The sequence below is a fragment of the Nostoc sp. JL31 genome (genome assembly GCF_017114965.1).
In the GTDB taxonomy this organism is placed as follows: Bacteria; Cyanobacteriota; Cyanobacteriia; order Cyanobacteriales; family Nostocaceae; genus Nostoc; species Nostoc punctiforme_A.
This window is the reverse complement of record NZ_JABXKO010000103.1, coordinates 44209-56153: the sequence shown is the minus strand read 5'-3', so window position 1 is coordinate 56153 and position 11945 is coordinate 44209. Positions and strand designations below refer to the sequence as shown.

General features: G+C 40.3%; 9 protein-coding genes and 1 pseudogene. 4 read left to right on the top strand and 6 right to left on the bottom strand.

Translation table 11 applies throughout. From position 1 onward, the window contains the following. Nucleotides 1-79: 79 nt before the first annotated feature. Complete coding sequence (locus tag HWQ43_RS25345; RefSeq protein WP_292738790.1) at nt 80-349, bottom strand: YciI family protein; 270 nt, start codon at nt 347-349, stop codon at nt 80-82. A gap of 126 nt (nt 350-475) precedes the next feature. Next, nucleotides 476-2926, bottom strand: coding sequence for a phenylalanine--tRNA ligase subunit beta (gene pheT / locus HWQ43_RS25340; RefSeq protein WP_292738789.1), 2451 nt, complete (start codon nt 2924-2926; stop codon nt 476-478). Nucleotides 2927-3451: 525 nt separating this feature from the next. Here pheT and HWQ43_RS25335 point away from each other — a divergent pair. Then, nucleotides 3452-3928: a hypothetical protein gene (locus HWQ43_RS25335; protein ID WP_292738788.1), complete on the top strand. Its 477-nt coding sequence runs from the start codon at nt 3452-3454 to the stop codon at nt 3926-3928. Nucleotides 3929-4067: 139 nt separating this feature from the next. Here the strand turns inward: HWQ43_RS25335 and HWQ43_RS25330 are convergent, their stop codons facing one another. From HWQ43_RS25330 to HWQ43_RS25315, 4 genes and pseudogenes are all read right to left on the bottom strand, one after another. Beyond that, on the bottom strand, nt 4068-4565 hold the full coding sequence (locus HWQ43_RS25330) for a hypothetical protein (protein ID WP_292738787.1): 498 nt from the start codon (nt 4563-4565) through the stop codon (nt 4068-4070). Between the two features lie 554 nt (nt 4566-5119). Then, on the bottom strand, nt 5120-5524 hold the full coding sequence (locus HWQ43_RS25325) for a PIN domain-containing protein (protein WP_292738786.1): 405 nt from the start codon (nt 5522-5524) through the stop codon (nt 5120-5122). Next, a pseudogene (locus tag HWQ43_RS33890) lies at nt 5521-5631 on the bottom strand (type II toxin-antitoxin system VapB family antitoxin); the annotation flags it as partial. The gene HWQ43_RS25325 and the pseudogene HWQ43_RS33890, both read right to left, overlap by 4 nt. 146 nt (nt 5632-5777) lie before the next feature. Continuing rightward, nucleotides 5778-7163 (bottom strand): response regulator, encoded by a 1386-nt coding sequence (locus tag HWQ43_RS25315; protein ID WP_292738785.1) that lies wholly within the window; start codon nt 7161-7163, stop codon nt 5778-5780. 747 nt (nt 7164-7910) lie between these two features. Here HWQ43_RS25315 and HWQ43_RS25310 point away from each other — a divergent pair. From HWQ43_RS25310 to HWQ43_RS25300, 3 genes are read left to right on the top strand one after another with little or no spacing between them, the layout of a single operon-like run. Continuing rightward, nucleotides 7911-8585, top strand: a complete 675-nt coding sequence (locus HWQ43_RS25310) for a VWA domain-containing protein (RefSeq protein WP_094351580.1) — start codon at nt 7911-7913, stop codon at nt 8583-8585. A 50-nt stretch (nt 8586-8635) separates the two neighbouring features. Continuing rightward, nucleotides 8636-9418 (top strand): PP2C family serine/threonine-protein phosphatase, encoded by a 783-nt coding sequence (locus tag HWQ43_RS25305; protein ID WP_292738784.1) that lies wholly within the window; start codon nt 8636-8638, stop codon nt 9416-9418. A 57-nt stretch (nt 9419-9475) separates the two neighbouring features. After that, nucleotides 9476-11641, top strand: a complete 2166-nt coding sequence (locus HWQ43_RS25300) for a tetratricopeptide repeat protein (protein WP_292738783.1) — start codon at nt 9476-9478, stop codon at nt 11639-11641. Nucleotides 11642-11945: the final 304 nt, after the last annotated feature.

The following is an 11945-nucleotide window of genomic DNA, read 5'->3' as shown; positions in this document are numbered from 1 at the left end:
AATCCCCCATTGATTGATTTTGACGCCTCGGCGGAGCGTCTCCGGCTTTGCTCCTAAATTCTGACTTCTGAATTCTTCTTCAAAAAGCCTGAATCCATTCTTTGACTGAATATTCAGTCCAGATGCCATTTTCCCAGTAAGGATCGTTTTCAATTAACTGGCGCACAGTGGCTTCGTCTTCGGCTTCGTAAATCCCAAAAACTTTTGTAACATCCTTGGTGGGGCCGATGGTAATCAGCACACCGGATTCTTTCTGTTTTGCTAATCCGTCTAAATGAGCTTGACGATAGGGGGCGCGTTTTTCGATAACGTCTTCGCAGTAAGTTCCCCAGAGTACATATTTAGGCATAGCTAAGACTATTTTGGATTTTGGATTTTAGATTTTGGATTTTAGATTTTGCAGCCAGTGCATCGGGGAGTGAGTAATTATTAATTTCTCACTCCTAGCAAATGACAAATGACAAATGACAAATGACTAACTTCTCAAATTCACGCCGAATTTTTCCACCAAGGCTTCGCGGACTTTATTGTGTACTGGTTCAACTTCAGCCTCAGTCAGAGTGCGATCGCTAGCCCGATAAATTAAGCGGAATGCTAAACTCCGCTGTCCTTCGGGGACATTTTCGCCCCGATATTCATCAAACAATTCTACCGATTCGAGCAAATCTTTACCAGCTTTGGTAATTACTTTTTCAATTTCGACAACTGAGATTTTCACGGGTGCGAAAAAGGCGATGTCGCGATCGCTAGCTGGATAGGTAGAATAGGGCTGGAATGTCGGGACGAGGACTTCATCTTGTTCTAGCGAATCTAAAAGCACATCTAGATCCAACTGGAAAACATAAACGGAATCTGGTAAACCTTTTTCTCGCCGCAATTGGGGATGGAGTTGCCCAAAAATCCCCAGTCTGTTACCCCGAATCCACAGAGAAGCGGTGCGTCCTGGATGTAAGCGCTCGTCGCGGCGATCGGGTTGAAATTCGATTTGCAAGCTAAGTTGCCGAAATACACTTTCTAAAATGCCTTTGGCTTCAAACCAGGTGATGGGTTCTTCGCGTCCACTTTTTGACCATTTGCCAAGGGTGCGATCGCCTCCGATAATTCCCGCCAGAGCTTCTGTTTCTTGCAAACCGTCTTCTTCTTGCCAGAAAATCTGCCCGATTTCAAAACCGTTCAGCGCACCATTACCCTGCTCTAAATTGTATTGAAAGGCATCAATTAACCCAGAGATCAAATCGGTTCGCAGCGCTGAATATTCAACAAATAAGGGGTTGGACAGTACTATATTTCTGTCTTCTCCTGGTTTGACTAAAGAATAGTGGATTAATTCTGTCAATCCTTCAGCCCGCAGGAAAGCTCGTAATTTGCGAATTAGTTCTTGATCTAAAGGCAGATAACCAGCTTCTGCTTTTTCTGGTAAAGTATCGCAGAATTTGTTGTAGCCATAGAGACGGGCGATTTCTTCAATTAAATCAATTTCTCGCTCTAAGTCGCGGTAACGATAAGGTGGGACGGAAACTGACCATGTAGGTTGATGGCTGCTATCTTCTCCTGAAGGAGTCAGCTGACATCCCAATGCAGTCAGGATGCGCTCAACATCTTGTCCTTGAAGTTCACCTGTGTCTTCTTCTAATTCGATTGGCCCCAATATCTGATTAACTCGGTCTAAACGCAGGGCGATAGAACGACTCCAGGTAGACGGATCGGGGCGGGTGTCGGCAATTTCTTGCTGGACAATAATTCCACTCGCTAATTCGCTAATTAAGGATAAGGCGCGGCGATTGGCTATTTCCAACTCAGCCCGGTTAACTCCCCGTTCGTATCTGCCAGAAGCCTCACTTCTTAACCCAACACTGCGCGAAGAACGGCGAATTGCCACGGAATCAAATAAAGCTGCTTCTAAAACTAGGCTTTGAGTACCTGCATGGACTTCCGTTTCTTCCCCACCCATAACTCCCGCCAGTGCAACGGGTCTGTCGTTAGCAGTAATTAACAAATTTTGGGTTGCGAGGGTGCGAGTTTGTCCATCCAGGGTTTTGAGGAATTCTCCATTATTGGCGAAGCGAACGCCGATGCTTAAATTTTCGCTACTTGCAACAGATTTTAGGCGATCGCCATCAAAGGCGTGCAGTGGTTGTCCCCATTCCAACAAAACGTAGTTAGTAATATCCACCACATTACTGATGGGACGTACCCCAGCCGCCCGCAAACGCTGTTGCAGCCATTCGGGAGATGGAGCAATTTTCACCTGTTCAATTACCGTACCGATGTATGCAGGACAAGCTTGGGTATCGGCTATTTTTAAAGCTAAATTTCCGGCATTTTTGGGAATAGAGACTTCACCAGCTTCAGGAATGCTCAACTTTCCACCAGTCAAAGCGGCTACTTCTCTAGCTACGCCTACCATACTTAGAGCATCAGCGCGATTGGCTGTTGCGGTCAGGTCTAAAATTACATCATCTAAACCCAACAATGGCCGGACATCACTACCCAATGGTAAATTTTCCTGGGTAAAAATATGAATTCCGTCTACATCGGTAGGCAAACCGAGTTCCTTTAAAGAACAAATCATGCCCTGAGATGCTACACCACGTAGTTTTGCGGGTTTAATTTTTAAATCAATTTTGGGTAAGTAAGTACCCGTAGTTGCCACAGGCACATAGATATCTGCCTTCACATTGGCAGCACCACAGACAATATTTAAAGTTTCACCTGTACCGATATCCACTTGGCAAACACTCAATTTATCGGCGTTGGGATGGGGTTGACGCTCAAGCACTTTCCCAATCACCACGCCATTTGCCCAAGTGCGGCGGTCTTCAATCTCTTCAACCTCAAACCCCGCCATTGTCAGGGTTTCGGCTAATTCTTCTGGACTAAGTTTTATCTCTACTAGTTCGCGCAGCCAATTTAGAGAAATACGCATGGAGTGTGCTTGTTTTAGGAATCGTCTTTTGCTCTTATTTTAGGGTGCCTGCTAGCGATCGATGGCTACTCGCCCTGCAAGGCGTACCCTTTCACTTGAACAATCGTACTACGTTAGCCTGGCAAAACAATATACTCCAAAAAAATGAGCTAATTAGGTAAGAGATGCGATCGCAAAGAATAGTAGTCCTAAGAGTTGCAAATATTTAAGTAGAAATTCTGAGTAACGGAGAGAAAATCATTCAATAAGTCATTTAGATTATCAACAATTATTTGTAAAAACCCTGCAACGATTCATTTATAAGCTCTTTACTAAGTTTAGACTTCGTTACATAGATTGATTTTTTAACGCCCACTTACTTAAAATTACTAGTCCCCAATACTTTACTAATTAAATACTTTGTTTTAATATATAATAACCAGCAAACAGCATGACGTAGTTTTTAGGTTGAAGCGTTTATGTTTGCAGTTAACCACAATTTTTAGAGGGGTTTAATCTATTATGATGAGTCTGAAGAAATTATGTGTGTCTACCGTTTTGGCGGGTACTACTGTAACTCTGACGACCTTTAAAATTAATTATGCTCAAGCTGTTGAGCTTTCAAATAACTCATTTCAACAATTCAATCAAATAGCAACTGTTACTGGAACAGATGATTTTAATGATGATTTAAAATACTTTCAACAAGGAAAAATGGTAGATTTATATGCAAAAGATAACTACCTTATTGCTCAGGCATTCCCTATAACTCCCAGAATTTTCTATTTAACTACTGCAACAAACGGGGATGGTTTCTTTTCTGTAGGACATGGTTTGGGGAACTCTTTCATTTATGGAATCGAAGTAGCTGTACAACATATTAATGGAAATTGGCACACTCTAGAATTCAGCAATTCCGTTGACAATCGGTTTTGGTGGAATACTGCAAAGGTAGAGGGATTCATAAATTCACCTAACTTTCGGTTTCGTCCTGTAAGAATTATCATTTTTGCATATCCCTAGAAATGCCGTAGAGCTATATACAGGATAACTATATAATCTGGGCTTGTTTTTTCTCTGTTCTCAACAAGCCCAGCTTTTTGCTCTGAGCAATTGATTTATTTTTTAATTTTTAATTAAAAAAAGGTCAAAGATTGGTCATCTAGTTTCTATTAACAACAAGTTGAACAATGTAGTCTTTGAGTGCGATCGCCTTTCCGCTCTTTGGGTACGGGGAAACCTCTATCAATCTCATTGAATATTTATCTAAAAATTGAATTGGTAAAGCATCACGACCTGGTATCAGGGTTAGCGTTAATGTTGAAACTTGCTGACCATTTTTTATGATGTCTAAGCCAATAATAACTTGCCCTTGCCAAATACAAGTTACATTACTTGGACACCGAGAATCCTGGATAACTTGTGAAAATTTGATTTCAATATTTTCAGTGGGTAGGTAAGCTGTCCTTCCATATCTAAGATAAAATGGAGTATTTAAAGCAGTTCCAACTCTAGCCATCAATTGTTGCTGATTACCTTGAGCAATTGATTTAACTTCTATACTTGAAGGCTTGATATTTGATAAGATTCCATAGCTAGGAAGGGAATTTACTCCACCAATCAATGTTAATATAACTGCTGCGCTCACTACACTTTTCATTTTTTATACTCCATAATTGAGAATTTTATTATTAGTTGAGCCAGAAAGTAGACTTATAAATTATTTTGTTTTCTGCTAGAGTGAAGTTTTAAAACACAAAACGCAATTAGCTAACTTGTGTATGTAGGCGCAGCCCGTCGTAGACATCGCTTCTTGCATAACCATTACGAGTGAGAGCCATTTGGTTTCTCACGCTTGAGCTAAAATCCCATAAAACCAGCAATCTAAATACACAAGCTTTTTTCTGATTTCAAAAATTTCAACAGCGCTTTTCCAAGAATTCGTTGCTTAATGTATCTTGAAGATTCACTCTAGTTTTACTTTCTAGCATTATTAGTCCATATTTGAGCAATTATTACATTATGTAAAAGGGACATTATTTTTTCTCTTTTCTCAACAAGCCCAGCTTTTTGCGATGAGCAATTACCAAGATTGTACAAGACTTTAGGCGAATTATTATCTGTTAGGTTATAAGGTGCGTAGGCGTAGCCCGTCGTAGACATCACCTGAGATTAAAATCTCTCTAACTTGAGTGCAGGGTAAATAGCCTAGACCTAGCATTGAAGCAATGTTATGGGAATATACTGACTGAAATTATCAAAATCGTTATCTGTAATTATTATTTTATAATTTCTCCGGGTGGCTGCGGCACAAATTAGGAAATCTGTGTTTGCACCTTGAACACCATTGCTTCTGCAAGTATTATAAAACTCAGAAGCAAGTTCATAGTCTTCCATATCTAACTCAAGATTGGGAAATGCGCGGAGATAATTTTTCAGCCGATTGTATTGGTTAGCGTCACGAATTCCTGAGAGTATCTCTTGCCGAACAGCGCCAAGCAAAGCAACTTGACCATCACTGATTAATTCTTGCAACACTGCAACATAGGGTGATTCATCAATTTTATAATTGCGTCTGAGAGCTAAAGACCAGACTGAAGTATCAACAATGACTTTCATCGACTCCGGCGCTGTAGCTTGTAGTCATAATCATCTTCGTATTCAATCGTGCCAAATAGCTCCAGAATTTTCAGTTGTTTTCGACGTTGGACATACTCTCGTAATGCCTCTTCTACAACGGCATCCTTAGTTGGATGATTACCAAGTTCGAGTAGCTCTCCTTAATTAAGTTTTCGTCAATTTCGAGATTAGTAATCATGTGTAGATTATCGCACAAAGTAATGTGCAGTAAAAACTCATTGGAGTAGTTAATTTAAGTCAAATGCATAAAAACTATTTTCAGTAGTTCGGCGCGAGTAAACGGTTTAGTAAGATATCCAGATGCCCCGACTAATTTGGCTTTTACTTTGTCTACAATTCCTTTATTCCCAGTGACAAAGATAATAGGAGTATTTTGAAACAGGGAATTATTTCGTATAATCCGGCACAACTCATAGCCATCAATTCCTAGCATGTTTAAATCCAACAAAATTAAATCCGGTTTGTGCCTTATAATTGACAAAACGGCTTTCACTGGATCGTTAATAGTCACTACAGAAAAATTTTCATTTTCTAAGAAATAACTAATTTCTTTAAGAATTGTAGGGCTATCATCTACAGAAACGATTTTGTGGACTTTTTGTACTGTTACCGTAGCAGCCGTTACTCTTTGGGAAGCAGAATTTATGCTATTTGATATTGTTGGTTCCTGAAAGTTTTCTTTTGAAGGAGTAGAAATCTGTGGTAATCGCTGAACAGGAACTATTTTCTCTTCAGGAATATTTTGGTAAGAATTGACAGTGCTACTTAGTTCTTGTTTGGTGTCAACTAACCCTAAAATCAATTTTGAGAAAAGCGATTGCTCCTCAAAAATCTTTGGTAATTTATCAAATGGTGGATCGGGTTCATGGAGGATAATCGCACCCTTAAGGATGTAAGGGTATAAATTGCGAGCTAGTTGAATTTCATCTTGATTCAAAATTACAGCCAGATGACACAGGCTAAAACCCTTCATCCAGTTAATTAAATCTGGCTGTAGATTTGGTAAATCTTGGTCATCAAACTTACTGTTAATCAACAGATATGGCCGTTGATATTGAGAAGAAATTTTTGGTGTAAAAGCCTGCCAATTCTGTAATCTTACTTGGCAATACTCTAGAATTTTTTCTACACCTAGCCTGCAAATTTTTGGCATTATCTCAATTGATTCTGTTAATTCATAAGTACCTTCTTTGATGAGCAAAAATGATTCAATGACCTCTTTAACTAATTCTTGAACCAGCACTGCTGCTTGTGTAGAATGTAGATGTTGTTGACTAACAAGCCAGGATATAGCCTGATACTCAGCAGGGTGGCTTCTCGAATTACTGTCATCTTGGATTAATTTACTGTGTGAGTCAGGTTCAAACATCAGCCGTACTTGAATGCGAACCTCATTAGTAAGGAGTGGAATTTGCTGGCTGAGGCGGCGCAAATGGCGTTCTAATCGATCAAATGGTTCCACGGAATGGGTAGCGTAAGTTATTTTGCCCTGTTCTAAGTAAATCGACCAAGAAACGGAGTTACTCAATACTTGTAAACAAGTACTGTCGGAACAATTGGATAATTGTCTTAACAAACTTAGAGGACGTAGTTTGGTGAATGTACCTGACTTATTCATATTTTTCAAGTTTTTTGCGGAATCAACAACCGAACATTTGTAGATTAAAAATATGATCTATAAAGTATTCTCTTCTTTGTAATATTTTTCTACCCACAAATTATTTATTTGAAAATATGTACATATATTAAAAATTGTAAGGTTTATATATTCTTTGTTACATTTAGCACATTTGACTTAATCTGACTCAAAAAGCAAGTAGGTATGAATAAAGGTAAGCATCTATCATAGCTAGATTATCAGTAGATGTTGGTTAATTCTGGATTTTACTAACTACTGACAACTTTTGAGTGAAGACCTTAATAATGACGTTTATTTATGCCCACTCACTTCAAGATGCAAATTTGATTCCAACTTCGCGTAGTTACACTGATATACTTCTAGAGTTAACGAGCTTAATTATGGTTAATTACTTTTCCTTAAAGAAACGATTCTTCTACATAAAATCTTTAAAAACTTATCTAGGAAAGTTTACGTATTTATTGTACTGTAGGTTTAATGGATATAACTTTTTGGTAGATACATTACAACAGGTAATGCTGGGTTTTGATAAACTCTTTTTTGCTAAACTAAGCTGTGCTCAAGTTCATCTTAAATATATAGAGAACTTTATGAAAATAATTTGTTTAATAAAGATTAGAGCATCTACCAATAGATACTATATTCTGTAGTCGCCTCGGCGATTGGAACTATATACTCTGAGCAAAGGGAAATAAAGCTTTGGACTTTAACATAACACAAAAAGTTATGCATGATACATTAAGACTTGATGAAGTAGTAGAATTTGCTGAGAACCCAGAACCACGTTGTCCTTGTGTACTTTTATTAGACACATCTGGGTCGATGCAAGGAGAGGCGATTGAGGCTTTAAATCAGGGTTTACTGAGTTTGAAGGATGAATTAGTCAAAAATTCCTTAGCCGCGAGACGGGTGGAAGTGGCGATCGTCACCTTTGATAGTAATATCAATGTAGTACAAGACTTTGTGACTGCCGATCAATTCAATCCGCCGATTTTGACAGCCCAAGGCTTAACTACAATGGGTGCGGGAATTCATAAAGCTTTGGACATAATTCAAGAGCGGAAATCTCAGTATCGTGCCAACGGGATTGCTTACTATCGTCCTTGGGTATTTATGATTACCGATGGAGAACCGCAAGGTGAGTTAGAGCAAGTGGTAGAGCAAGCATCCCAGCGTCTACAGGGAGACGAGGCTAACAAGCGGGTAGCATTCTTTACAGTTGGTGTAGAAAATGCGAATATGACGCGTTTAAATCAAATAACTGTACGTACTCCCTTAAAGCTTAAAGGATTAAATTTTATCGAGATGTTTGTCTGGCTGTCAACTAGTATGTCGGCTGTTTCTCATTCCCAAGTAGACGAACAGGTAGCACTACCGCCGATTGGTTGGGGGACTGTTTAATTAAAAATTGCAGCTTGATGTTTACACAGCTAGCTGCTTGAAAAAAATTTATGAACATATCAAAACAGATTGCTCAATGGCGGATTGTGGCTGCATCTGTATGTGGTACAAGTCACTTAAAAAACAATCAATTATGTCAGGATGCTCATCACTGGCAGATATTGTCAGATAATGTTTTAGTGGCGGCCGCAGCAGATGGCGCGGGTTCTGCTAGTCTTGGGAAAGTGGGAGCGATGGTTGCTGTGGAGACAGCAATAGAAAACATTTCTACCAAAGGGCTGACCCGAAAAAGTTTGACTGATGATACATTGGTGCGATCGCTCTTAAATGATGCCATATTAGCCGCCAAAAAAGCTGTAGAGGATGAAGCGGCTACTTGTGACAAACAGCCTCAAGATTTAGCAACTACCTTAATTATGCTGGTTGCCACACCAGAAGTTGTAGCTGTAGTTCAGATAGGTGACGGTTTGGCAGTGGCAAAAGATCGTCTGGGCAACCTGCTGGCGCTGACTATGCCTGACAGTGGTGAATACATCAACGAAACTACTTTTTTAACTTCGCCCAATGCCTTAGATACAGCACAGATGAGATTATGGCGCACAGATATAGTAAACGTTGGTATCATCACCGACGGATTACAAATGCTGGCTTTGAATATGGTTGTTGGCGAACCTCACAAACCATTCTTTTTTCCGCTGTTTGAATTTGTCGCCAATACCGAGGATAAGACAGAAGCGAAGGAGCAATTGGTAAAATTTTTACGCTCAGAGCGGATTACGCAACGCACTGATGATGATTTAACACTCATTATAGCCGCATTCAACGACTCATGAGCAATCGATTTACAGGTTTCACATCTTACAATAACTTCCGTTAGCGGTAATTTCATTATGCAGGTACTACGTTGTTCCCCCAGAAAAGAAATCCTCAGTCTCAATGTCAGTTTGGGACGTGGCGGTGAAGCTTGTGTTTATGCTGTGCCATCCGATAACGACTTGGTGGCGAAGATTTACCACAAGCCAACTACTGCCCATGCTGAAAAACTCCAGGCGATGCTTGCCAACCCACCAGAAAACCCTACGGCGAGTTTAGGGCATATCTCTATCGCTTGGCCAGAGGATTTATTACGGGCGGCAGATGGCAAAAATAGCATCCTGGGATTTTTGATGCCACGGATTCAGGGGATGCGTCCAATCATCGACTTTTACAACCCCAGAACCCGTCGGCAACATTGCCCCCTATTCAACTATCAGTACCTGCTCCGCACGGCTCGTAACTTGGCGGCAGCTTTTGCCGCTTTGCACGCTAGTGGATATTGCATTGGTGATGTAAACGAATCTAATATCCTCGTCAGTGATACAGCACTGGTAACTTTGATAGACACAGACTCTTTCCAAGTAACCGACCCAAACAGCAATGTTGTTTATCGCTGTCCAGTAGGTAAACCAGAGTTTACTCCACCAGAACTACAAAATAAAACTTTTGCCCAGCACGATCGCGAAATCTCTCACGATTTATTTGGGTTAGGGGTGCTAGTATTCCAACTCTTAATGGAAGGCACCCACCCATTTTCGGGGATTTTTCAAGGTGCGATTGAGCCACCACCTTACGAAGCCCGCATTGCATCAGGTCATTTCACGTACAGCGAAAAGCGTTACGTACCCTACCTGCCAACACCCATCGCCCCCCCTTGGGAAATTCTCCATCCCAGCTTACAGGAATTATTTGTCCGTTGTTTTGAAGAGGGTCATAACAACCCACAACTACGCCCCAGTGCCCAGACTTGGCTCTCAGCCATCGCTGAAGCCGAAGAGTCCCTAATTACCTGTACGACAAATCCCCAGCATCGCTACAACAACCACATGCGTAGCTGTCCGTGGTGCGAACGTACCGTGCGACTAGGTGGACGCGACCCCTTCCCATCACATCGGGCTATAGAAGCTAGAGAACATCTACAACCGCGAATCAAAGCGAGAAAACGCTACAATCAGACACCGCATTTTCCTCAGCGAGCCATGTCACCGCAGCTAGCTAATTACTGGCAGCCAATAATGACTCCCAGCGGTTCATATAAACCTTCCAAAAAGTCAAAGTTGTACCCGATTATTTGTTGTTTGCTGGGTTTTGGTTTATTGGGATATGCAGACGTAATGATTAAATTTACTCAGCCGTTGGTTTCCCAAAATGCTTACACCCAACAAACAATCAAGTCTTCCCAGCCAAATAATAAACTCAGCTTCGCTGATTCTTATCAGCAAGGTTATATTGCTTACAAAGAGCGGGACTATGAAAAAGCAATTGTCAATTTCAGCCAAGCAATTGAACAAGAACCTACACACGCTAGAGCAATTGTAAATCGTGGCAATGCCCGCTATAACCTGAAAGACTATGAAGGCGCAGTTACAGATTATAGCCAAGCTCTGAAAATCAATCCCAATCAAACCAAAGCTCTGGTAAATCGGGGCAATGCTCGCTATATGCTCGCCGAATATAGCAACGATCCCGATCGAGAATATAATCTAGCGATCGCAGACTATAATCGAGCCATCGGTTTAGATAATAATGAAATTGAAGCTTATGTCAGACGGGGGATTGTCCGCGCCCAAATGGCTAAATACAGCGGTGAATCACAACAAGCTTACAAAAAAGCGATCGCAGATTTTACTCAAGCCATACAACTTAATGTCTCCAAAGCCGAAGCTTACTTCCAGCGGGGTGTTGTTTATTATCAAATCGCTCAATATAGCAGCAATTATCAGCAAGAATATAATCAAGCGATCGCTGACTTTAACCAAGCATTAACTCTAAGCCCTAAACTAGCAAAAGCATATCTCAAACGAGGCATGGTTCGCTATGAACTGGCACAATATGGCGGTAGTGAAGCTAACAAAAACCAGACAAAAGCTGTCGAAGATATACAGGCATCTGCCAAAATATTTCTTGAGCAAGATGACATGGATAATTATCAACAAGCACTCAGTAATATGTGTGTAGTCATCGAAAACAAATGTGACCCTTTATTCCAAGGCTCAAGTAACATGGAAAAAACTAACTAGAAACAAGTAAGTTTTGTTACTAGCATATTGTTGGTTTTGATTGAAAAAATCAAGCCTGACTAGGGTTAGCGCCAGCTAACCCTAGTTATTTTATAGGTGATATTTTTATTTCCTTGAGTAATTTATTTCTGTATTTATAGATATTCATAGAGCTTTTATATAGAAAAGATTTTAATTTATCTTTCCTTTATAATTTCATCGGAAATTACAGTTAGATTATTGACGGAGAAACAGAAATCAGAAATACATTTCTCTCCCTTTAAGTGCATCCTCTTCATCTCGAAAAATTCAAATAATCATATCC

Coding starts and splice junctions, on each gene's coding strand:
- HWQ43_RS25300 (WP_292738783.1), top strand. CDS start 9,476: ATGCAGGTACTACGTTGTTCCCCCAGAAAAGAAATCCTCAGTCTCAAT.
- pheT (WP_292738789.1), bottom strand. CDS start 2,926: ATGCGTATTTCTCTAAATTGGCTGCGCGAACTAGTAGAGATAAAACTT.
- HWQ43_RS25305 (WP_292738784.1), top strand. CDS start 8,636: ATGAACATATCAAAACAGATTGCTCAATGGCGGATTGTGGCTGCATCT.
- HWQ43_RS25325 (WP_292738786.1), bottom strand. CDS start 5,524: ATGAAAGTCATTGTTGATACTTCAGTCTGGTCTTTAGCTCTCAGACGC.
- HWQ43_RS25310 (WP_094351580.1), top strand. CDS start 7,911: ATGCATGATACATTAAGACTTGATGAAGTAGTAGAATTTGCTGAGAAC.
- HWQ43_RS25315 (WP_292738785.1), bottom strand. CDS start 7,163: ATGAATAAGTCAGGTACATTCACCAAACTACGTCCTCTAAGTTTGTTA.
- HWQ43_RS25330 (WP_292738787.1), bottom strand. CDS start 4,565: ATGAAAAGTGTAGTGAGCGCAGCAGTTATATTAACATTGATTGGTGGA.
- HWQ43_RS25345 (WP_292738790.1), bottom strand. CDS start 349: ATGCCTAAATATGTACTCTGGGGAACTTACTGCGAAGACGTTATCGAA.